A 21,282-nucleotide genomic window follows, 5' to 3' on the forward strand; every position below is an offset into this window, starting at 1 on the left:
GGCCGGCCTGCGGCCGGGCAGGAAGGCGGCGAGGACGAAGGCGAGGGCGGCGGCGCCCGCGCCGAGGGCCATGACGACCTTGAAGCCGTTCTCGGACGGCAGCTCGTAGCCGCCGAGGTTCATGGTCATGTTGGCCAGGATCACTCCGGCGACGGCGCTGGACACCGAGGTGCCGATGGACCGCATCAGGGTGTTGAGGGCGTTCGCCGCGGCCGTCTCGGACGGGTCGACGGCGCCCATGATGAGCGCGGGCATCGCGCCGTAGGCGAAGCCGACACCGGCGCCGATGATGCAGGACACCAGGACCAGGTGCCAGACCTCGGACATCAGGACGATGTTCAGGCCGTACCCGGCGGCGACGATCACGGCGCCGATCATCAGGGTGACCTTCGGGCCCCTGGCCTTGGTGATGGCCGCGGACGCCGGGGCGAACACCATCATGACCAGACCCTGCGGAGCCATGACCAGACCGGCGGTCATCATCGACTTGCCGAGGCCGTAGCCGGTCTGGGTGGGCAGCTGGAGCAGCTGCGGCAGGACCAGCGCCATCGCGAACATCGAGAAGCCGAAGGCGATCGAGGCGAGGTTGGTGAACAGGACCTGGCGGCGGGCGGTGGTGCGCAGGTCGACCAGCGGGGTCGCGGTGCGCAGCTCGAAGAAGCCCCAGGCGACGAGGACCACGACCGCGACGGCGAACAGGCCGAGCGTGGTGCCGCTGCCCCAGCCCCAGTCGCCGCCCTTGGAGACAGCCAGCAGCAGGGAGACCAGTCCGGCCGCCATGCCGAGCGAGCCGACGAAGTCGAAGCGGCCGCCGGTGCGCACCGCGGACTCCGGCACGAAGACCAGGACCAGTCCGAGGGCGACGACGCCGAGGGTCGCGGAGGTCCAGAACAGGACGTGCCAGCTGAAGTTGTCGGCGATGAAGGCCGCGGCGGGCAGGCCCAGGGCACCGCCGACGCCCAGCGAGGCGCTCATCAGGGCGATGGAGCCGGCGAGCTTCTCCGCCGGCAGTTCGTCGCGCATGATGCTGATGCCGAGCGGGATGACCGCGGCGGCCAGGCCCTGGAGGGCGCGGCCGACGATCATCGGGACCAGCGAGTCGCTGAGCGCGCAGACCACCGAGCCGAAGACCAGCAGCACGACGCTGACCAGCAGCAGCCTGCGCTTGCCGAACATGTCGCCGAGCCGGCCGGCGACGGGGGTGGCCACGGCCGCGGCGAGCAGGGTGGCGGTGACCGCCCAGGCCGCGTCGGACGCGGAGGCGTGCAGGTACTTCGGCAGCTCGGGGACGATCGGGATGACCAGGGTCTGCATCAGCGAGACGACGATTCCGGCGAAGGCCAGGACCGCCACCACTGCGTTCGACCTCGGCGGGGCGGATCCCCCGGCGGCTGCGGGCCGGACAGGAGCGTCGGACATGAAGAGGCCTCCGTGGGAGCGGGACGAACGGGCACACCAATGTGCTTGACTCAGGCAACCTTAGGTCGATTGATTGACTTAAGCAAGCGAAAATTTGTGCGCCCTGCCTACGCCCAGCCCCGGGGAGGCGAGGCGCCCGAGCCCTACCGCGGGTCCGGGGTCGGCCCGTACCGCGCGATCACCTCGCGGGTGCGCTCCTCGTCGAGTTCGTAGACGGTCTCGTGGGCCCTCGGGTCGCGCGCGTGGAAGGTGTGGAACATCGGCCCTGCCGCCCCGCCCAGCTCCACCAGCGAGGCCGAAGCTCCGCGCACCGCGCGTTCGGTGCCCGGCCGGGTCGTCAGGTCGATGCGGTTGACCACGCCGGGCGTGACCCACACCGGCACGCCCGCCAGGAAGCCGGACAGCTGGAGATGGAAGTGCCCGGCGAGCACGACCCGTACGTCCGTCCCGCGGATCGCGTCGGCCAGGACGTCCGCGTCGAGCAGGCCGAAGGCCCGCTGGGTCGGCACGTCCAGACAGATCGGCGGGTGGTGCAGCGCGAGCACGGTGCCGTGCCGCGCGGGCACGGCCAGCACCTCGCGCAGCCAGGCGAGCTGGGTCTCCCCAAGCCGCCCGTAGACCTCGCCCGGCACCAGCGAGTCCAGCGTCACGAAACGGTGGCCGTCCACCTCGCCGACGGCGGCCCGTTCGGCCCCCGGCAGCACGGCGGCGGCCCGGTCCGTCCCGTCCGGGCCCAGATGTCCGCTGCCCAGCACCTTCGCGAAGGCCTGGCGCTCGTCGTGGTTGCCGGTGGTGTAGAAGACCGGGGCGTCCCAGGTCCGTGCGAACTCGCCCACGGCCTCCCGCACGGTCGTGTACGCCTCCACCGCGCCGTCGTTCGCCAGGTCGCCGGTGACCACGACCGCGTCGATGTCACGCTGCCCGGCCAGCTCGGCCAGCATCAGCCGCAGGGACCCGGTGGCGTCCACGCCGTGCCGGTTGGGCTCGTCGGTCCGCTCCACATGGGTGTCGGACAGATGCAGGATCCTCATCCGCCGCACGCTAACGGGAGTCGGGGCCCACGGCCAGAGCGCGTCCGCGGGCCCCGACGGCTCAGCTGAGGGTCTTCAGCGCCGCCGCGTCGTACGGCTTCAGCTCGTCGAAGCGGTCGGCCAGGACCTTCGCCGCCCACTGCGGGTCCTGGAGCAGCGCGCGGCCGACGGCCACCAGGTCGAACTCGTCGCGCTCGAAGCGGTCGAGGAGGTTGTCGATGCCTCGCACCGGGGAACCCTCGCCGACGAACGCGTTGATGAAGTCGCCGTCGAGGCCGACCGAGCCGACGGTGATGGCGGGCCTGCCGGTCAGCTTCTTCGTCCAGCCGGCCAGGTTGAGGTCGGAGTCGTCGAACTCCGGGACCCAGTAACGGCGGGTGGAGGCGTGGAAGGCGTCGACACCGGCCGCGGCGAGCGGGGCCAGGATCGCCTCCAGCTCCTGCGGGGTCTCGGCGAGCCGGGCGTCGTACTGCTGCTGCTTCCACTGCGAGTAGCGGAAGATGACGGGGAACCGGGGCGAGACCGCCGCGCGCACCGCGGCGACGATCTCCGCGGCGAACTTCGTCCGGGCCACCGGGTCGCCGCCGTAGGCGTCCGTGCGGCGGTTGGTGCCCGCCCACAGGAACTGGTCGATCAGATAGCCGTGCGCGCCGTGCAGTTCGATGCCGTCGAAGCCGATGCGCTCGGCCTCGGCCGCCGCCTTGGCGAACGCCTCGACGACGTCGTCCAGGTCCTGCTGGGTCATGGCCTGGCCGGTGACCTCGGCGCCCTCCTTGTAGAGGCCGGAGGGGCCGACCGGCGGGGCGTCCGCGACCGGCGGCTGGCCCGCCCGGCGCACCATGCCGATGTGCCACAGCTGCGGCACGATCGTCCCGCCCGCCGCGTGCACGGCGTCGGTGACCTTCGCCCAGCCCGCCAGCTGGTCCTCGCCGTGGAACCGCGGCACCCGGTCGCTGTAACCGGCCGAGTCGTGGCCGACGTACGTCCCCTCGGTGACGATCAGGCCGACGCCCGCGGCGGCGCGGCGGGCGTAGTAGGACACCACGTCCTCGCCCGGGACACCGTCCGGGGAGAACTCGCGCGTCATCGGCGCCATCACGATGCGGTTCGGGACGGTGAGGCCGTTGATTTCGACGGGCCGGGACAGGATCTCGGCCGCACGGGAGGCGGCGGACTCGGTGACGCTCACGTGGGGGGGCTCCTCGGGAAGTGACGATAGACCGGACGGTATGTGCATACGCATGAATCGCGTGCCAACCTCAACGGAACCGCCACCCCTCGCATTCCGGCAGCCCGCCGACGCGCCCTGTGATCCCGGCCACGCCGGATACGGCACCGGCCCGGCGTCCGACCGCCCAGGGCCCGTCCGGGCCGGGAAAGCCGGGCCGGGAAAAGCCCGAGGGCGGTACCTCCCGTCGCCGGGAGGTACCGCCCTCGGTCAAGGACGCGGATCGACAGAGTCGATCAGAAGTCCATGTCACCGCCCGGCATGCCGCCGCCGGCCGGGGCCGCGGCCTTCTCCGGCTTGTCGGCGATGACGGCCTCGGTGGTGAGGAACAGCGCGGCGATGGAGGCGGCGTTCTGCAGGGCAGAGCGGGTCACCTTCGCCGGGTCGATGATGCCTTCGGCGATCATGTCGACGTACTCGCCGGTGGCCGCGTTCAGGCCCCAGCCCACGGTCAGGTTGCGGACCTTCTCGACCACGACGCCGCCCTCGAGACCACCGTTGACGGCGATCTGCTTCAGCGGGGCCTCCAGGGCGAGCTTCACGGCGTTGGCGCCGGTCGCCTCGTCACCCGAGAGCTCGAGCTTCTCGAACACCGCGGAGGCCTGGAGCAGGGCCACGCCACCACCGGCGACGATGCCCTCCTCGACGGCCGCCTTCGCGTTGCGGACGGCGTCCTCGATGCGGTGCTTGCGCTCCTTGAGCTCGACCTCGGTGGCGGCACCGGCCTTGATGACGGCCACGCCGCCGGCCAGCTTCGCCAGGCGCTCCTGGAGCTTCTCGCGGTCGTAGTCCGAGTCCGAGTTCTCGATCTCGGCGCGGATCTGGTTGACCCGGCCCTGGACCTGGTCGGCGGAGCCGGCGCCGTCCACGATCGTGGTCTCGTCCTTGGTGATGACGACCTTGCGGGCGCGGCCCAGGAGGTCCAGGGTCGCGTTCTCCAGCTTGAGGCCGACCTCCTCGGAGATCACCTCGCCGCCGGTGAGGATGGCGATGTCGTTCAGCATCGCCTTGCGGCGGTCACCGAAGCCCGGGGCCTTGACGGCGACGGACTTGAAGGTGCCACGGATCTTGTTGACGACCAGGGTCGACAGGGCCTCGCCCTCGACGTCCTCGGCGATGATCAGCAGCGGCTTGCCCGACTGCATGACCTTCTCCAGGAGCGGGAGCAGGTCCTTGACGGAGCCGATCTTGGAGTTGGCGATCAGGATGTACGGGTCGTCGAGCGACGCCTCCATCCGCTCCATGTCGGTGGCGAAGTACGCCGAGATGTAGCCCTTGTCGAAGCGCATACCCTCGGTGAGCTCCAGCTCCAGACCGAAGGTCTGGGACTCCTCGACGGTGATGACGCCTTCCTTGCCGACCTTGTCCATCGCCTCGGCGATGAGCTCGCCGATCTGGGTGTCGGCGGCGGAGATGGAGGCCGTGGAAGCGATCTGCTCCTTGGTCTCGACATCCTTCGCCTGCTCGAGCAGGGCGCCCGAGACGGCCTCGACGGCCTTCTCGATGCCGCGCTTGAGGGCCATCGGGTTGGCACCCGCGGCCACGTTGCGCAGACCCTCGCGGACGAGCGCCTGGGCGAGGACGGTCGCGGTGGTCGTACCGTCACCGGCGACGTCGTCCGTCTTCTTGGCGACTTCCTTGACCAGCTCGGCGCCGATCTTCTCGTACGGGTCCTCGAGCTCGATCTCCTTGGCGATGGAGACACCATCGTTGGTGATCGTGGGGGCGCCCCACTTCTTCTCGAGGACGACGTTGCGGCCCTTGGGGCCGAGCGTCACCTTCACGGCGTCCGCGAGCTGGTTCATGCCGCGCTCGAGGCCGCGCCGTGCCTCCTCGTCGAACGCGATGATCTTGGCCATGTGAAGTGGTCCTCCCGGACTGGGGTGGATTGCTCCGGACCGCGCTGGCGCCCGCGACGGACGGCTCGCACGCCTCGTGGTTCCTTGCCCCACCCGGCCTGCGGGCCTCACCGACCCGGTCCTTCGTTGTCACTCTCACCTTCAGAGTGCTAACGCAATGATTAGCACTCGCCCCTGCCGAGTGCAAGCGCCCTCGGCTGATCCGCAGGTCGCGAGCGACGGCACCCGGACAGGCCGAAGGGCTCGCACCCCACGGGATGCGAGCCCTTCGGCGAAGAACAGAAGAACGTCGCTGCAATAAGTCGGCGCGTGCTTCAGCCGGCCGCCAGCCGGACCATGTCCGCCTGCGGCCCCTTCTGACCCTGCGAGATCTCGAAATCGACCCGCTGGCCCTCTTCCAGGGTGCGGTACCCGTCCATCTGGATCGCGCTGTAGTGGACGAACACGTCCGCACCACCGTCGACCGCGATGAAGCCGTACCCCTTCTCCGCGTTGAACCACTTGACGGTGCCCTGAGCCATGCCTAACTCCCCTATTACTGGCCCTTGCACAGATCCGCACTTCGCGGATCCGGGTCAGACCTCACCCCCCATGGGACGGGGGCGTGCGCCGGAACGCGTCGACCGCGGCTGAATGTATCTGTCCAACTGCCGTCTGCAACAGGTCAATCGGACGAGAAATCCGGGCACGACGAGCTCCCCGAACACCAGCAATTCGCCTTGTTTCAGGGCAACTTGGGCCGGGCATTGGGAGCGAAAGGCGCAAAACACCTGCCCACTTTGGCTACTTCTCGTCGCCCGTGCGGCAGGTCGTGAAGGTCGCAAACCCCGGAATCGGGAGCTGCTTCCCCAACTCTACCGCGCTCAATCACACAGAATTGCCCCCTCCGCTTCTCTCGCGGAGGGGGCAATTCGATGAACACTCGGTAACCGAGGTTACCGAAGGTAATGATCAGCCTCCGGCGACCGCCGGAATGATGGAGACGCCGGCGCCGTCCGGGGTCGCCGTCTGGAGCCCCTGCTCGAAGCGGACGTCGTCGTCGTTCACGTAGACGTTGACGAACCGGCGCAGCTTGCCCTGGTCGTCCAGGACGCGGGCGGCGATGCCGGTGTGGTTCTTCTCCAGGTCGGAGATGACCTCGGCGAGGGTCGCGCCCTCGGCGCTCACCTCGGCGGCGCCGCCGGTGTAGGTGCGCAGGATGGTGGGGATGCGGACGTTGACGCTCATGATGCGAGGCCAGCCTCTCGGAAGGAGTCCAGGTTCGGGCGGATGGTCGCGGTCAGACCGGTGCCGGCCACCGCGTCGAGGGTCTTCAGGCCGTCACCGGTGTTCAGCACGACGGTCGTCAGGGCCGGGTCGAGCAGGCCGTTCTCGATGAGCTTGCGGGTCACGCCCACCGTCACCCCGCCCGCCGTCTCGGCGAAGATCCCCTCGGTCCGCGCCAGCAGCTTGATCGCGTCCACGATCTGCTCGTCCGTCACGTCCTCCACGGCACCGCCCGTGCGGCGCGCGATGTCGAGGACGTACGGCCCGTCGGCCGGGTTGCCGATGGCGAGGGACTTGGCGATGGTGTCCGGCTTCTGGGGCCGTACGACGTCGTGGCCGGCCTTGTAGGCCACCGACACCGGCGAGCAGCCCTCCGCCTGGGCGCCGAAGATCTTGTACGGCCGGTCCTCGACCAGCCCGAGCTTGATGAGCTCCTGGAGCCCCTTGTCGATCTTGGTGAGCTGGGAGCCGGAGGCGATCGGGACGACCAGCTGGTCGGGCAGCCGCCAGCCGAGCTGCTCGCAGATCTCGTACGCCAGGGTCTTGGAACCCTCCGCGTAGTACGGCCGCAGGTTGACGTTGACGAAGCCCCAGCCGTCGCCCGCCGGATCGCCGATCAGCTCGGAGCAGAAACGGTTCACGTCGTCGTAGTTGCCCTCGATGCCGACGAGTTCACCGCCGTAGACCGCGGCCATGACGATCTTGCCCTGCTCCAGGTCGTGCGGGATGAACACGCAGGAGCGCAGACCGGCACGGGCGGCGGCGGCGCCGACGGCGCCGGCCAGGTTGCCGGTGGAGGAGCAGGACAGGGTGGTGAAGCCGAAGGCGCGCGCGGCCTCCAGGGCCTGGGCGACGACCCGGTCCTTGAAGGAGTGCGTCGGGTTGCCGGAGTCGTCCTTCACGTACAGCCCGCCCGTGACACCGAGCTCGCGGGCCAGGTTGTCGGCCTTGACGAGCTGGGTCCAGCCGGGGTTGAGGTTGGGCTTGTCCGCCACGTCCGTGGGGACGGGCAGCAGCGGCGCGTAGCGCCAGATGTTCGCGGGTCCCGCTTCGATCCGCTTGCGCAGCTCCTCGGTCTCGTACCGCGAGAAGTCGTAGGCGATCTCGAGCGGGCCGAAACACTCCTCGCAGGCGAAGACCGGGCCGAGCGGCACGCGGTGTCCGCACTCGCGGCAGGAGAGCGCCGCGGCGGAGCCCAGATCGACGGGGTTCGTGGTGCTTACAGCAGTCTGCGCAGCCATGGAGGCGAGGCCCTTTCTCCTCATCTTCCTCACGACGCACTTCGCCGTGAGACGGATTTGGCACCTTCCCGAGCCGGGAGCCTCGCGTGAACGAGAAACCGACTGGAGGGTTGCCGGGGCTTCATCGGGCCGTATCCCTCTGCCCCTCTGGATGAGCGGTATGAAGTTTTCAGCGGTCGGCCACCCTGGACATGCGATGGTCATCCGCGTTGTTCAAGACTGTAACCGAAGGCCCCGACAGTTGAGAGAGTCGTCCGAACCGCGAGATGCCCGTGCCCGTCAGCCGCTGTCGCGGCCGGCATCCCCGCCCGCCGCGAGCACGCAGAACGCAGAAGGAGCCGCCGCTGTGCTGGAAGAAGTCGAGCGCTGGCTGAGCACACGCTCCTGGTCCGTCAGCGACCGCCCGCTCCACAAGATCCTCGCCGCGAAACGCGCCCGGGGCCAGTCGGTCTCCGTCGTCCTGCCCGCACTCAACGAGGAGGAGACGGTCGGTGACATCGTCTCCGTGATCCGGCACGACCTGATGCAGCAGGTCCCGCTCGTCGACGAGATCGTCGTCGTCGACTCGGGTTCCACCGACCGCACCTCGGCGGTGGCCGCGGCCGCGGGCGCCCGGGTCGTCCACCGCGACGCCATCCTGCCCCGGATCCCGGCCGTGCCCGGCAAGGGCGAGGTGCTGTGGCGGTCCCTCCTGGTCACCGGCGGGGACATCGTCTGCTTCATCGACGCCGACCTCAGGGAGTTCTCCTCCGACTTCGTCTCCGGCATCGTGGGCCCGCTGCTCACCGATCCGGACGTCGACCTGGTCAAGGCCATGTACGACCGCCCGCTGGGCGGGGCGGCCGGCCAGGGCGGGCGGGTCACCGAGCTGATGGCCCGTCCGCTGCTGAACATGCACTGGCCGCAGCTGGCCGGGTTCGTGCAGCCGCTCGGCGGCGAGTACGCGGCCCGCCGCTCCCTGCTGGAACAGCTGCCGTTCCCGGTCGGGTACGGGGTGGAGCTGGGCATGCTGGTCGACTCGCTGCACCTGGTGGGCCTCGACGCGCTCGCCCAGGTGGACGTCGGGGTGCGCAAGCACCGCCACCAGGACGGACAGGCACTGGGCCGGATGGCTGCCGCCATCTACCGCACCGCGCAGCTGCGGATGGCCCGCGGCCACCTGATCCGGCCCTCTCTCACCCAGTTCGAGCGGGGCCGGAACGGCTTCGAGCCGCGCACGTACTCCGTGGACACGGAGGAGCGGCCGCCGATGGCCGAGATCGCCGAGTACAGGTCACGCAAGGTGGCCTGACGGGTGCACGAGGTGACGTTCCCGAAGGGGTCGTATACAAATGTTTCCGGACTGCTGTGGTCCTTCCGCACGTTTGAGCGTTTCCGGGCCGGGCTAGGTTGAGGCGTATGGCTTCCACGCACGTTGCTGAGGTGCTGGTCGCGTCCAACCGCGGCCCGGTTTCGTACGAGGTGGGCGAGGACGGCTCGCTGCACGCCCGCAGGGGCGGCGGCGGGCTGGTCTCGGGCCTGTCGGCCATCGGGCCCGACGCCGGGGCGCTGTGGGTGTGCTCCGCCCTGTCCGACGGCGACCGCGAGGCGGTGCGGCGCGGCGCGGGCGAGCCGGGCGTGCGGATGCTGGACATCCCGGCCGACGTGCACGCCGACGCCTACAACGGCATCGCCAACTCGGTGCTCTGGTTCGTCCACCACATGCTCTACCAGACCCCGCTGGAGCCGGTCTTCGACGCGGAGTTCCGGCGCCGGTGGGTGGCGTACGAGCGGTACAACCGCGCCTTCGCCGAGGCCCTCGCCGAGGAGGCGGTCTACGGGGCGACGGCGGTCGTCCAGGACTACCACCTGACGCTGGTGCCGGGCATGCTCCGCGAACTCCGCCCCGACCTGCGTATCGGCCATTTCTCGCACACCCCGTGGGCGCCGCCGGACTACTTCCGGATGCTGCCGGACGACATCCGGGAACAGATCGTGCGGGGCATGCTCGGCGCGGACCGGCTGGGCTTCCTCACCCGGCGGTGGGCGGGCGCCTTCCTGGACTGCGCGGGCGAGGTGGACCGCGAGCTGATCCGTGCGGCCCGGCCGGAGGGCGAGGGGCCCGGGACGGTCGAACACGCACCGCCCGGCGGCGGCGCGCAGCGCACCACGGTGATCGGTGTGCACGGCCTCGGCGCCGACGCCGACTTCCTGCGCGAGCGCGCCCACCGGGCCGACGTCGGCGAGCGGATGGCGGCGCTGCGGGCGGAGATCGGCGAGGGCCGCAGGACGGTCGTGCGGGTGGACCGGACCGAGCTGTCGAAGAACATCGTGCGCGGTCTGCTGGCGTACCGGCAGCTGCTCGACGACCACCCCGAGTGGCGGGAGCGGGTCGTGCACGTCGCCTTCGCCTACCCCTCCCGGCAGGACCTCGCCGTCTACCGCGAGTACACCGCCGAGGTGCAACGGCTCGCGGACGAGATCAACGCCGGGTACGGGACACCCGGCTGGACGCCGGTCGTGCTGCACGTGAAGGACGACTTCGCGCGCTCGCTGGCCGCGTACCGGCTGGCCGACGTGGCCCTGGTGAACCCGATCCGGGACGGCATGAACCTGGTCGCCAAGGAGGTGCCGGTCGTCTCCGACGAGGGGTGCGCGCTGGTGCTGTCACGGGAGGCGGGGGCGTACGAGGAGCTGGGCGAGGACGCGATCACCGTCAATCCGTACGACGTGACGGGGACGGCGCGGGCGCTGCACGAGGCGCTGGTGATGCCGGTGTCCGAGCGGGCGGAGCGCACGAAGCGGCTGGCCGCCGCGGCGACCGCGCTGCCGCCGGCCCAGTGGTTCCTGGAGCAGTTGACCGCCCTGCGCGGCTGACGGCCCTCACGGCCGCCCGGCCCGCCGCCGGGCGGCCGAAGCCGTCAGCCGAGGTGGGCGGACAGGGCGTGCAGCAGGTCCACGACCCCCTCGGGGCCGTCGACCACCAGGTCGGAGCGTTCCCGCAGGGCGGCCACCTCGTCGCTGCCGCTGCACACCAGGAGGCCGGGGACGCCCTCGGAGCGGAGTTTGTCGACGGCGGCGAAGGCGGGGAGGTCGCCGAGGTCGTCGCCGGCGTAGAGGACGGACTCGGCGCCGATCTCGCGCACGTACTCCGTGAGGGCGACGCCCTTGTCCATGCCCGGCGGCCGCAGTTCCAGGACCATGCGGCCGGGCTCCACGATCAGGCCGTGGCGGGCGGCGAGTTCGGCGAGGGGGGCGCGCAGCGCCTCGAAGGCGGCCCCCGGGTCCTCGGCCCGGCGGGTGTGGACGGCGAGGGCCCGGCCCTTCTCCTCGATCCAGGTGCCCCTCCAGGCCCCGATCGCGTCCAGGAAGCCCGGCAGTTCGGCCCGTACGGCCGCGACGCCGGGGTGCGGCGGCGGGGCGATGACGGCGCCGGTGCCGGCCTCCCAGCGTTCGGCGCCGTAGTGGCCGAGCACGACGAGGTGGTCCAGGCCCGGCACCGCATCGAAGCCGCCGTTCCGTACGGCCACCGCGGGGGGCCGGCCGGTGACGACGGCGACCGCGGCGACCCGCGGCGCGAGCGCGGCGAGCGCGGGCACCGCGTCCGGGTGCGCACGGGCCTGCTCGGGGTCCGCCACGATCGGCGCGAGCGTGCCGTCGAAGTCGAGCCCGATCACCGAGCGCTCCGGGCGGGCGAGGATGGCGTCCAGCGCTTCGCGGCCCGCCGGGGTCGTGGGAGTCGGCAGGGGCCGTGCGGGGTGCGGGGGGTGCGTGTCATGGCTGCCCATACGGCGACCCTATCCACGGGGCGGCGGCCGCACCCCCGACTCGTCGGACCCGGGGGGCGACCGGCCGGTCCGCGCTCAGCGTTCGGCCCGGCGAGAATCCCGCACCCGTCTGAGCCGGTTCACCGTGACCGGGTCCTCGGCGAGGGCCCGCGCGTCGTCGAGCAGGGCGTTGAGCAGCTGGTAGTAGCGGACGGGCGCCAGGCCGAGTTCCTCGCGGATGGCGCGTTCCTTCGCACCGGGGCCGGGGAAACCCCGGCGCTCCAGGGCGAGGATGTCCCGTTCGCGGCGGCCGAGGGCGGCTCCGCGGTCCTGGTCGTCGTCCATGACGGCACCGTAACCGTTCCCGGCGGCCGGGCGGGAGTGCGGCGAGGTCCGGCCCGGGGCACACGCACACCGCCGATCGTCCCGGTCCGGCCCGCCGGGCACGCAGCGCCGCGCTTCGTCCCGACCGCGCCGCTCTTCGCCCGGACCGCTCCGGCCGCTCGTCCGTTTCCCGAATAAAGGTCTATACCGCGCAAGTGGACTAGACCTCTCTTGGGTCCACGGGTCACACTGTCTCCGTGAGACATGTCATCGCCCTCGACGTGGGCGGCACCGGGATGAAGGCCGCTCTGGTCGGGGCGGACACCACGCCGTCCGGGAGGACTTCGCCCGGACCCCCCGTGCTGCTGCACCGGGCGCGCCGGCCCACCGGCCGCGAGCACGGACCCGACGCGGTCGTCGAAGGCATCCTCGACTTCGCCGCGGAGCTGCGCGCCCACGGCGAGCGGCACTTCGGCGAGCCCGCGGCCGCCGCCGGCGTCGCCGTCCCCGGCATCGTCGACGAACAGCAGGGCATCGCCGCCTACGCGGCCAACCTCGGCTGGCGCGACGTACCCCTGCGCGACCTGCTCACCGAGCGGCTCGGCGGCATCCCCGTCGCCCTCGGGCACGATGTGCGCACCGGCGGACTGGCCGAGGGCCGCATCGGCGCCGGCCGGGGCGCCGACCGCTTCCTGTTCGTCCCGCTCGGCACCGGCATCGCGGGCGCCATCGGCCTCGACGGCCGGGTGGAGGCGGGCGCCCACGGCTTCGCGGGCGAGATCGGCCATGTCGTCGTACGGCCCGGCGGCACCCCCTGCCCCTGCGGGCAGCGCGGCTGCCTGGAGCGCTACGCGTCCGCGTCGGCGGTCAGCGAGGCATGGGCCGCCGCCTGCGGACGGCCGGAGGCCGACGCGGCCGACTGCGCGAAGGCCGTCGCGTCCGGCGACCCGAACGCCGTCCGGGTCTGGCGGACGGCCCTCGACGCGCTCGCCGACGGGCTGGTCACCGCGCTCACCCTGCTGGACCCCCGCACGATCGTCATCGGTGGCGGACTCGCCGAGGCGGGGGAAACCTTGTTCACACCGTTGCGGGACGCCGTCCGGCAGCGCGTCACCTTCCAGAAGCTTCCGTCGATCGTCCCCGCGGCACTCGGGGACACCGCCGGCTGCCTGGGCGCGGGGCTCCTCGCCCGGGATCTCCTGACCACCACTGACCCCTCGGAGGTAACCGCCTGATGGCCACTAGGAAGGTGCTCACCGGCGCCCGGGTGGTACTGCCCACCGGGACCGTGGACGGCGGCCGAGTCTTCGTCGAGGGCACCCGGATCACCGGCCCGTCCCCGGCCGACGCGGAGACCGTGGACGTCAGCGGCCACTGGCTGGTCCCCGGCTTCGTCGACATCCACAACCACGGAGGCGGCGGCGCGTCCTTCTCCGGCCCGGCCGAGGACGTCCTGACGGCCGTCCGCACCCACCGCCGGCACGGCACCACCACCCTCGTCGCCTCCACCGTCACCGACGACATGGACATCCTGACCCGGCAGGCCGGACTGCTGTCCGAGCTGGCCGAACAGGGCGACATCGCGGGCATCCACTTCGAGGGCCCGTTCATCTCGCCCTGCCGCAAGGGCGCGCACTCCGAGGCGCTGCTGCGCGACCCCGAGCCGGCGGAGGTCCGCAAGCTGGTCGACGCGGCCCGCGGCCACGCGAAGATGGTCACCCTCGCCGCCGAACTGCCGGGCGGCATCGACTCCGTACGCCTGCTGGCCGAGCACGGGGTGATCGCGGCGATCGGCCACACGGACGCGACGTACGAGCAGACGGTGGAGGCGATCGAGGCGGGCGCGACCGTCGCCACCCACCTCTTCAACGCGATGCCCGCGCTCGGCCACCGCGCACCGGGCCCGATCGCCGCCCTCCTGGAGGACGAGCGCGTCACGGTCGAGCTCATCAACGACGGCACGCACCTGCACCCGGCCGCCCTGGAACTGGCGTTCCATCACGCGGGCCCGGACCGGGTCGCGTTCATCACCGACGCGATGGACGCGGCCGGCATCGGCGACGGCCGCTACATGCTCGGCCCGCTGGAGGTCGAGGTCAGCGAGGGCGTGGCCCGGCTGGTGGAGGGCGGCTCCATCGCGGGCTCCACCCTGACCCAGGACCGCGCGTTCCGGCGGGCGGTGACGGTCGACCACCTCTCCGTGGAGCACGCGGTCGCCGCCCTCTCCGCCAACCCGGCCCGGCTGCTGGGGATGTACGACCGGGTCGGCTCCCTCGAACCCGGCAAGGACGCCGATCTGGTGCTCCTCGACGCGGACTTCGCCCTCAAGGGCGTGATGCGCCGGGGCGAATGGGTGATCGATCCCCGACTGGCTCCAACTACCCGACGCTAAGGCGTCGGGCTTGCGCAACGGGCGCCACTGGCGGTGGCACTGCGTTCGCGTCCGGCCCCGCCCCGCTGACGCGGTGGCGGGGCGGGGGCCGTTGAACGGGCCCCGCGTCGCCACAACTCCCACGCCCTGGCGCGGATGTTGCGGGAGCTGTTCCGGTCTGCGTGATCAACGAATCCGCAGTACCGGCAAGCGAACCAGGCCTGGGAGACCCGGTTCGCCCTGTCGATGTGGCCGCACTCGGCGCAGGTGCGGGAGGTGTACGCCGGATCGACGTACACCACCGGCACGCCTGCCTTGCGTGCCTTGTACGGTCTCCGAGCGAACTGCCCTCCCCGGCGCCGCCGGAGATGACACCCGGCTGCTCAGCGACCGAACACCCAACAGCGACACGGCACGCTCCAAGCCGCACCACGAGGAGGGGATTCCTCTCAGGACCGAAGTCCTGAAGTTCCCCGCCAGAACAGGCTGAAATGTCCACCTCAGGAGACGGTGGCCGACCCGAGGACTGGGCCGACCGCCGTCTCTTTGGCATGATCAGGCCTCTGGGCAAGGCGACACGGCAGGCGTGTGCCTGATTTCTTCGGGGGGAGGTCGCTCCGGGTGATTCTCACGGTCACGCTGAACACCGCTCTCGACATCACCTATCGCGTACGGTCCCTGCGGCCGCACACCTCCCACCGGGTCTCCGAAGTACTGGAACGTCCCGGCGGCAAGGGCCTGAACGTGGCCCGCGTGCTGGCCGCGCTCGGCCACCCGGTGACCGCCACGGGCTTCGTGGGCGGCGCGACGGGCCAGGTCGTGCGGGAGCGGCTCGCGGACACGGCCGGCGTCCGGGACGCCCTGGTCCCGGTCTCGGGCCCGACCCGGCGCACGGTGGCCGTGGTCGACCAGCACTCCGGTGACACCACCCAGCTCAACGAGCCCGGCCCGCTCATCGCGCCGGGCGAGTGGGCCGCCTTCCAGGACACGTACGCGGAGCTGCTCCGCGATGCCGACGCGGTGGCCCTGTGCGGCAGCCTGCCGCCGGGGGTGCCGGTCGGGGCGTACGCGCTGCTGGTGCGGACCGCGCGGGCGGCCGGGGTGCCCGTCCTGCTCGACACCAGCGGCGAACCGCTGCGCCGGGGCGTCGCGGCCCGCCCGGACATCGTCAAGCCGAACGCCGCGGAACTCGCCGAACTCACCGGCTCCCACGAGCCCCTGAAGGCGACCCAGGACGCCCGCCGCCGCGGCGCCCAGTCGGTGGTCGCCTCTCTCGGCCCCCAGGGCCTGATCGCGACCACTCCGGAAGGCCGCTGGCGGGTCGCTCCGCCTCGCCGGGTGCACGGCAATCCGACCGGCGCGGGCGACTCGGCGGTCGCGGGGCTGCTGTCGGGCCTCGTGGAACACCTGCCGTGGCCCGCGCGGCTGGCCCGGGCGGCGGTCCTGTCGGCGGCGACGGTACTGACGCCCGTGGCGGGCGAGTTCGACCGGACGGTGTACGAGGAGCTGACGGGTCAGGTCTCGGTCACGGAGGAGAGCAGCGCGGCCTGAACACGGCCCGGGACGGACACCCCGGGCCGGGGCCCGGGGTGAACGCGTCCTGGTGCCGCCGCTGCCCTAGTTCTTGACCTTGCCCTTCTTGACCCAGAGCTGGTCGAGCAGGACGTTGCACTTGTCGCCGTCCTGGCAGGACAGCGTGATGGTGTTGGTGCCCTTGGTGAGGGTCGGGTAGGCGTAGGTCTGCGTCCAGCCCTTCTCGAAGTCACCGTCGGCGGCGTGCGCGAAGTTGCCCAGGTTGAGCTTGGTGCCGAACTGCTTGCCGTTGAACGTGAGGGTCATCGACTGGTCCTGGCCCGGCACGCTGTAGTGCGCGAAGAGCGTGTAGTCGCCGTCCTCGGGGATGCCGTCGACGGTCCAGGTGACGGAGCTGCCGACCTGGTTGAGGTTGCCGACGTAGATGCCGCCGTCCGCCTGGGCGCCCTTGACGTCCGAGGCCAGGGCGGCACCGCCGTCCAGCCGCAGCGCCTTCGCGTCGACCGTCGGGAGTTTGGCCTCCTCGGCGGGCTCGTCGCCGCCGGACTCGCTGGGCGAGGCGCTCGCGGAGTCGGTGGGCGCGGTGGAGGTGTCGCCGCCCGCCTTGTTGTCGTCGTCGCCGCCGCCGGTCATCGCCACCGCGATGCCGATGACCACCGCCGCGACCACCGCGATCGCACCGATCAGCAGACCCTTGGTGTTGGGACCGCGGCCGTTGCCGGCGCGGCGCGTCGGCTGCTGGGGAGCGGTGGGCGGGCCCCCGGGGTACGACTCGGGCGCCGCGTAGTGCGAGTTCGGCTGCCCGTACGCGCCCTGCTGGGGCACGCCGGCCTGGCCGTACGCGGCGGGCGGCGCCTGCTGGCCGTACTGGCGCTCACCGACCGCCCGCACCCGGCTGACCGAGTTCGGGTAGCCGTAGCCACCGCCGGAGGGCGGCTGAGCTCCGTTGGCCTGCCCGTCGGCGTAGAGGTAACCGAACGGGTCTTCTTCCTCAGGCGTGCTCGCGCCGTTGTTGCCGGGCGTCATCCCTTCGTACTCCTCAACAGGTGCGGGGCGGATGCGGTACACGTTCTTATACGAGTGGAGAATGGCGAGCCTACCCGCTTCTGATGGCCCGAACAGGTGACTCAGGCCGCATCAACCCGATGACCTGCACATCATCCCGCGCGTCTGTGCTGTTTGGGACGAGATCGTTTCTCCACGTACATCCGTTCGTCAGCTGACTTCAAGACCTCGTCCGCGGTCATTCCGCAGTGCGCCCAGCCGATGCCGAAGCTGGCGCCCACCCGGACGGCCCGCCCCTCGGCCCGGATGGGCTGGATGATCTCGTTGCGCAGCCGTACGGCCAGGTCCTCGGCGTCGGCCCGGCCGAGCCCGTCGGCGAGGATCACGAACTCGTCGCCGCCGAGTCGGGCCACCGTGTCGCCGTCGCGGACCTGACGGCTGAGCCGCCGGGCGACCTCGATGAGCACCGTGTCGCCCGCGTTGTGCCCGAACCGGTCGTTGATGGACTTGAAGCCGTCGAGGTCGCAGAAGAGGACCGCGAGGCCCTTGGTGCCGTCGTCCTCGCCCTCCTCGGGGGCGGCGATGTGCACATGGTGGTCGAAGCCGTCGTACGCCTGCGCGCCCGGCCGGAAGTCGAAGCCGTGGCCGTTGGCGTCGAACGCGGCGTGCCCGAAGGCCGCGTCGTGGGAGTCGAGCGCCGCGGGGTGCCCCGACTGCGGGCGGCGGCAGAGCCGGGCGGCCAGCCTGGCCCGCAGTTCGGCGGAGTTCGGCAGTCCGGTGAGGGAGTCGTGGGAGGCGCGGTGGGCGAGCTGGAGCTCGCGGCGCTTGCGCTCCTCGATGTCCTCGACGTGGGTGAGCAGGAAACGCGGCCCGTCGGCGGCGTCGGCGACGACGCTGTTGCGCAGCGAGACCCAGACGTAGGTGCCGTCCCGGCGGCCCAGGCGCAGCTCGGCCCGCCCGCCCTCGGCCGAGGTGCGCAGCAGGGTGCCGATGTCCTCGGGGTGGACGAGGTCGGAGAAGGAGTAGCGGCGCATCGCGGAGGCCGGGCGGCCCAGCAACCGGCACAGGGCGTCGTTGGTGCGCAGGATCCGGCCGTGCTGCTCGCCGCCCATCTCGGCGATGGCCATGCCGGAGGGCGCGTACTCGAAGGCCTGCCGGAAGCTCTCCTCGCTGGCCCGCAGGGCCTGCTGGTCCCGCTCCAGGCGGACCAGGGCGCGCTGCATATTTGCACGTAGACGCGCGTTGCTAATGGCGATGGCGGCCTGGAACGCATACATCTGGAGCGCCTCGCGCCCCCACGCGCCCGGCCGGCGGCCGTTGCGCGGCCGGTCCACGGACAGCACGCCGATCAGTTCGCCGCTGGAGCCGCCCGGCACGGCGGGCGTGAACATCGGCGCGAACAGCCGGTCGGAGGGGTGCCACTCGTCCTCGAAGCGGGGGGCGGGCCCGTCGGTGTACCACTGGGGGACGTCGTCGTCGTCGAGGACCCAGCCCTCGGTGTGGGATATGAAGACCAGGTCGCCCCAGGTCTCGCCCATGCTCAGGCGGCGCTCCCAGGAGTCGCGCGAGCCGACGCGGCCGGTGATGAGTGCCTCGGCGGCCGGGTTGCCGGCGAAGGCGGCGACCACGAGGTCGCCGTCCGGGCGGACGAGGTTCACACACGCCAGCTCGTACCCGAGGGCGCTCACCACGCCCTCCGCGACAGTCTGCAGTGTGTCCGCCAGGCTTCGGGCGGTGTTCATGTCCGCCATGACCTGGTGCAGCTGTCTCAGGGACGCAAGACGGACATAGGGCTCCGACTCGGTCTCCATGCTCGCCCTCCCCCCGAGACTTCGCAGCGAATCAAGGGTTGTCTTCGGCGTACGTCCTTGCAGCTTCCCCGTCACTGAATCACAGCGCGCTGCCCACTCGGTACACAGGGTCAACAATTAATGGCTCTTGTGACTCAAGTCACAGCTGAAGCTGAACAATTCAGTAGAGTTTCTGCATTTCTCCCGTGCGTTTTCTGAACGCAAACTATGTGGGCCTGTGAACAGGATGCGCAAGACGCCACTGTCGATCTTGTAATTGGGCCCTGTCCGCAAGCCGTGCGGCCCGCTTTGCAGCCCCCTTTGCGGCACCTCTTCCACCCGTCTTGCGGCCGTCTTGCAGCGCTCCTTGCAGGCGGTCCCGCCCCGGCCTCGCCGTCGCTCTCCGCGACCGGTCCCCTCGCCGTCTCGGTCCCCGGTCGTAGGTCCGCACTCGGACCGAGGCCCGATGCGCGGCCCGCGGAGCGGAGACTAGCGTTTCCGGCGTGCTGAAGACTTCGCCCGCCGTACCCTCCCCGCTCTCCCCCTCCCCCGGTACCGCCGCCGGGCATGCTGAGGGGGTGAGCAACGACGAGTTCCGCGCCGCGATGGCCCGGCTGGCCGCGGGCGTGGTCCTGGTGACGGCACAGGAGCCGCCGCTCGACCCCGACGACCCCACGGCGCCCGGCGGCGAGGACGTCGGCATGACCGCGACGGCCTTCCTGTCGGTGTCCCTGGACCCGCCCCTGGTACTGGTCAGCCTGCGTACCGGCAGCCGGATGGACGACCTCCTGGACGAGCAGCCCTGCTGGGCAGTCTCCGTGCTCACCGAGGGCCAGCGGCACATCGCCGGCCGGTTCGCGATGAAGGGCCGGATCAGCGACCGGCTGCTGTTCGCGGACCTGCCGTACGTACGGGGCGAGGTCTCCGGCGCGCCCCTGCTGGACGGCGCGCTGGCGACCCTGGAATGCCGTACCGAGCAGCGGGTGGCCGCGGGGGACCACACGCTGGTGATCGGTCGGGTGCTGACCGCACGGGTGCCGAGCGCGGACGGCGGACCCCTGCTGTACTTCCGCGGACGCTACCGGCAGCTCGACTAGGCCCGGTGCGGGCGCCGGGATCCGGTTCGGGTCGGGCCCTAGGACCAGTCGTCAAATTCCCGTGGTCGCCCGGAGGGCGGCCCGCGGCGTCTGGTGCGTGCTCTCGGCGTGCCGGGCGGAAGGCCTCGTACTGGACGTACTCGGGCTTTCGCCCGGTGCGGCGAGAGTGCGTGCCAGGCGTCGTGGGACAGACGGGAATTTGACGGCTGGGCCTAGGCCCAGTCCCGGCCGGACCGGCCGCGCTTGGTGTCCGAGCGCTGCTTCTTCTGCCGCAGCCGCCGCTCGTTGATGCCCCGTGGGATCCGGGTCGGCCGACGCGACTTGGGCGGCGGCGCGGTGGCCTCCGCGAGCAGCGCCGCCAGACGTACGGCGGCGGCCTCGCGGTTGCGCCACTGGGAGCGGTGCTCGGAGGCGCGTACGACCACGACGCCGTCGACGAGGCGGCCGGCCAGCCGCTCCAGCGCCCGCTGCTTCCACACCTCGGGCAGCGCCTTCGTCGCGGCCAGGTCGAAGCGCAGCTCCGCCTGCGAGTCACTGGTGTTGACGTGCTGGCCGCCGGGCCCCGACGACCGCGAGAAACGCCACATGAGCTCGGCCTCGGGGAGCGAGACGGAGCCGCGGACGACATAAGGACCGGACATGCCGTCCATGGTCGCGCGTGTGTCCGGCTCACGTCACGCGAATATGCGGCATCCAGGACGCCGGCGTCCGGGACATCGGTAAAGAAAGTAAAGACACCTGGAACCTTGGGTACGTCTCACGGCGTTCATAGGGGTAGCGGTAGCTTCGTGCCGTACGAAGCCGTGTACGCAACGAGGGAAGGGACTCCCAACAATGGCTGTAAGCCTGTCCAAGGGTGGCAACGTCTCGCTCACCAAGGAGGCTCCGGGCCTGACCGCCGTCACCGTGGGCCTCGGCTGGGACGTCCGCACCACCACCGGCACGGACTTCGACCTCGACGCCTCGGCGATCGCGGTCAACACCCAGGGCAAGGTCTACTCGGACGCCCACTTCGTCTTCTTCAACAACAAGCAGACCCCGGACAGCACGATCGTCCACACCGGTGACAACCGCACGGGTGAGGGCGCCGGCGACGACGAGGCGATCAACGTCAACCTCGCTGGTCTGCCCGCCGACATCGACAAGATCGTCTTCCCGGTCTCCATCTACGACGCGGAGAACCGCTCGCAGAACTTCGGCCAGGTCCGCAACGCCTACATCCGCATCGTGAACCAGGCGGGCGGCAGCGAGATCGCGCGCTACGACCTCTCCGAGGACGCGGCGACCGAGACCGCCATGGTCTTCGGCGAGCTCTACCGCAACGGCGCGGAGTGGAAGTTCCGCGCCGTCGGCCAGGGCTACGCCTCCGGCA

19 protein-coding genes, 1 pseudogene and 1 riboswitch are annotated in these 21,282 nt (G+C 71.4%); of the genes and pseudogenes, 7 read left to right on the top strand and 13 right to left on the bottom strand.

Annotated elements, in window-relative coordinates; translation table 11 throughout:
• The 7 genes from ABT085_RS25095 to thrC all read right to left on the bottom strand — a co-directional run.
• The coding region (locus ABT085_RS25095) for an MFS transporter (RefSeq protein WP_351612062.1) at positions 1–1,419 on the bottom strand (1,419 nt) is incomplete at its 3' end.
• 143 nt (positions 1,420–1,562) lie between these two features.
• Complete coding sequence (locus ABT085_RS25100) at positions 1,563–2,450, bottom strand: metallophosphoesterase family protein (protein ID WP_351612065.1); 888 nt, start codon at positions 2,448–2,450, stop codon at positions 1,563–1,565.
• Between the two features lie 61 nt (positions 2,451–2,511).
• Positions 2,512–3,639 carry an NADH:flavin oxidoreductase gene (locus ABT085_RS25105; RefSeq protein ID WP_351612067.1) on the bottom strand — a complete coding sequence of 376 codons (1,128 nt, stop codon included), beginning with the start codon at positions 3,637–3,639 and terminating at the stop codon, positions 2,512–2,514.
• 275 nt (positions 3,640–3,914) lie between these two features.
• Positions 3,915–5,537 carry a chaperonin GroEL gene (groL, locus tag ABT085_RS25110; protein ID WP_152894495.1) on the bottom strand — a complete coding sequence of 541 codons (1,623 nt, stop codon included), beginning with the start codon at positions 5,535–5,537 and terminating at the stop codon, positions 3,915–3,917.
• A gap of 314 nt (positions 5,538–5,851) precedes the next feature.
• Entirely contained in the window at positions 5,852–6,058 is a 207-nt protein-coding gene (locus ABT085_RS25115) for a cold-shock protein (RefSeq protein WP_016436693.1), read from the bottom strand.
• Positions 6,059–6,488: 430 nt separating this feature from the next.
• Positions 6,489–6,764: a MoaD/ThiS family protein gene (locus ABT085_RS25120; RefSeq protein ID WP_351612070.1), complete on the bottom strand. Its 276-nt coding sequence runs from the start codon at positions 6,762–6,764 to the stop codon at positions 6,489–6,491.
• Positions 6,761–8,044, bottom strand: coding sequence for a threonine synthase (gene thrC / locus ABT085_RS25125; protein WP_351612073.1), 1,284 nt, complete (start codon positions 8,042–8,044; stop codon positions 6,761–6,763). The genes ABT085_RS25120 and thrC overlap by 4 nt, the downstream gene beginning before the upstream one ends.
• Before the next feature lie 17 nt (positions 8,045–8,061).
• A riboswitch (SAM riboswitch) is annotated at positions 8,062–8,202 on the bottom strand.
• Between the two features lie 188 nt (positions 8,203–8,390).
• Here thrC and ABT085_RS25130 point away from each other — a divergent pair.
• Both ABT085_RS25130 and ABT085_RS25135 read left to right on the top strand, forming a co-directional pair.
• Complete coding sequence (locus ABT085_RS25130) at positions 8,391–9,335, top strand: glucosyl-3-phosphoglycerate synthase (protein WP_351612076.1); 945 nt, start codon at positions 8,391–8,393, stop codon at positions 9,333–9,335.
• Between the two features lie 107 nt (positions 9,336–9,442).
• The gene (locus tag ABT085_RS25135) at positions 9,443–10,900 is read left to right on the top strand and encodes an alpha,alpha-trehalose-phosphate synthase (UDP-forming) (protein WP_351612078.1); all 1,458 of its coding nucleotides are present in this window, start codon (positions 9,443–9,445) and stop codon (positions 10,898–10,900) included.
• A gap of 44 nt (positions 10,901–10,944) precedes the next feature.
• Here ABT085_RS25135 and otsB read toward each other — a convergent pair whose 3' ends face one another.
• Positions 10,945–11,811, bottom strand: coding sequence for a trehalose-phosphatase (gene otsB, locus ABT085_RS25140; protein WP_351612080.1), 867 nt, complete (start codon positions 11,809–11,811; stop codon positions 10,945–10,947).
• Positions 11,812–11,886: 75 nt separating this feature from the next.
• Positions 11,887–12,135 (bottom strand): DUF3263 domain-containing protein, encoded by a 249-nt coding sequence (locus ABT085_RS25145; protein ID WP_351612083.1) that lies wholly within the window; start codon positions 12,133–12,135, stop codon positions 11,887–11,889.
• Between the two features lie 236 nt (positions 12,136–12,371).
• On the opposite strand from ABT085_RS25145, the gene ABT085_RS25150 reads away from it, so the two are divergent.
• Together ABT085_RS25150 and nagA are read left to right on the top strand one after the other, a co-directional pair.
• On the top strand, positions 12,372–13,349 hold the full coding sequence (locus ABT085_RS25150) for an ROK family protein (protein WP_351612086.1): 978 nt from the start codon (positions 12,372–12,374) through the stop codon (positions 13,347–13,349).
• Positions 13,349–14,506, top strand: a complete 1,158-nt coding sequence (gene nagA / locus ABT085_RS25155) for an N-acetylglucosamine-6-phosphate deacetylase (RefSeq protein ID WP_351612089.1) — start codon at positions 13,349–13,351, stop codon at positions 14,504–14,506. The genes ABT085_RS25150 and nagA overlap by 1 nt, the downstream gene beginning before the upstream one ends.
• Here nagA and ABT085_RS25160 read toward each other — a convergent pair.
• Positions 14,503–14,835: pseudogene (locus ABT085_RS25160) on the bottom strand (zinc ribbon domain-containing protein); the annotation flags it as partial. The gene nagA and the pseudogene ABT085_RS25160 overlap by 4 nt on opposite strands.
• Before the next feature lie 271 nt (positions 14,836–15,106).
• Between ABT085_RS25160 and ABT085_RS25165 the strand changes: the two are divergent.
• A complete protein-coding gene (locus ABT085_RS25165) occupies positions 15,107–16,036 on the top strand; it encodes a 1-phosphofructokinase family hexose kinase (RefSeq protein WP_351612092.1) in 930 nt (309 codons plus the stop codon).
• Between the two features lie 66 nt (positions 16,037–16,102).
• Here ABT085_RS25165 and ABT085_RS25170 read toward each other — a convergent pair whose 3' ends face one another.
• Positions 16,103–17,044 (bottom strand): carbohydrate-binding protein, encoded by a 942-nt coding sequence (locus ABT085_RS25170; RefSeq protein ID WP_351612094.1) that lies wholly within the window; start codon positions 17,042–17,044, stop codon positions 16,103–16,105.
• A gap of 131 nt (positions 17,045–17,175) precedes the next feature.
• Entirely contained in the window at positions 17,176–18,834 is a 1,659-nt protein-coding gene (cdgB, locus tag ABT085_RS25175; RefSeq protein WP_351612096.1) for a diguanylate cyclase CdgB, read from the bottom strand.
• A 584-nt stretch (positions 18,835–19,418) separates the two neighbouring features.
• Here cdgB and ABT085_RS25180 point away from each other — a divergent pair.
• On the top strand, positions 19,419–19,910 hold the full coding sequence (locus tag ABT085_RS25180) for a flavin reductase family protein (RefSeq protein ID WP_502982801.1): 492 nt from the start codon (positions 19,419–19,421) through the stop codon (positions 19,908–19,910).
• Between the two features lie 212 nt (positions 19,911–20,122).
• Here ABT085_RS25180 and arfB read toward each other — a convergent pair whose 3' ends face one another.
• Entirely contained in the window at positions 20,123–20,560 is a 438-nt protein-coding gene (gene arfB / locus ABT085_RS25185; RefSeq protein ID WP_351612098.1) for an alternative ribosome rescue aminoacyl-tRNA hydrolase ArfB, read from the bottom strand.
• Between the two features lie 184 nt (positions 20,561–20,744).
• Between arfB and ABT085_RS25190 the strand changes: the two genes are divergently transcribed.
• Positions 20,745–21,282: TerD family protein (locus ABT085_RS25190; RefSeq protein WP_351612101.1), on the top strand; the 538-nt coding region annotated here is incomplete at its 3' end.

It is taken from the genome of Streptomyces sp. NPDC002265 (assembly GCF_040296125.1).
Lineage (GTDB): Bacteria > Actinomycetota > Actinomycetes > Streptomycetales > Streptomycetaceae > Streptomyces.

What these genes read in the sequence shown, in the direction of transcription:
- ABT085_RS25120 (WP_351612070.1), bottom strand. Translation starts at nt 6,764, where the DNA reads ATGAGCGTCAACGTCCGCATCCCCACCATCCTGCGCACCTACACCGGC.
- ABT085_RS25180 (WP_502982801.1), top strand. Translation starts at nt 19,419, where the DNA reads ATGGCCCGGCTGGCCGCGGGCGTGGTCCTGGTGACGGCACAGGAGCCG.
- arfB (WP_351612098.1), bottom strand. Translation starts at nt 20,560, where the DNA reads ATGGACGGCATGTCCGGTCCTTATGTCGTCCGCGGCTCCGTCTCGCTC.
- nagA (WP_351612089.1), top strand. Translation starts at nt 13,349, where the DNA reads ATGGCCACTAGGAAGGTGCTCACCGGCGCCCGGGTGGTACTGCCCACC.
- thrC (WP_351612073.1), bottom strand. Translation starts at nt 8,044, where the DNA reads ATGGCTGCGCAGACTGCTGTAAGCACCACGAACCCCGTCGATCTGGGC.
- ABT085_RS25135 (WP_351612078.1), top strand. Translation starts at nt 9,443, where the DNA reads ATGGCTTCCACGCACGTTGCTGAGGTGCTGGTCGCGTCCAACCGCGGC.
- groL (WP_152894495.1), bottom strand. Translation starts at nt 5,537, where the DNA reads ATGGCCAAGATCATCGCGTTCGACGAGGAGGCACGGCGCGGCCTCGAG.
- cdgB (WP_351612096.1), bottom strand. Translation starts at nt 18,834, where the DNA reads ATGGAGACCGAGTCGGAGCCCTATGTCCGTCTTGCGTCCCTGAGACAG.
- otsB (WP_351612080.1), bottom strand. Translation starts at nt 11,811, where the DNA reads ATGGGCAGCCATGACACGCACCCCCCGCACCCCGCACGGCCCCTGCCG.
- ABT085_RS25170 (WP_351612094.1), bottom strand. Translation starts at nt 17,044, where the DNA reads ATGACGCCCGGCAACAACGGCGCGAGCACGCCTGAGGAAGAAGACCCG.
- ABT085_RS25115 (WP_016436693.1), bottom strand. Translation starts at nt 6,058, where the DNA reads ATGGCTCAGGGCACCGTCAAGTGGTTCAACGCGGAGAAGGGGTACGGC.
- ABT085_RS25100 (WP_351612065.1), bottom strand. Translation starts at nt 2,450, where the DNA reads ATGAGGATCCTGCATCTGTCCGACACCCATGTGGAGCGGACCGACGAG.
- ABT085_RS25145 (WP_351612083.1), bottom strand. Translation starts at nt 12,135, where the DNA reads ATGGACGACGACCAGGACCGCGGAGCCGCCCTCGGCCGCCGCGAACGG.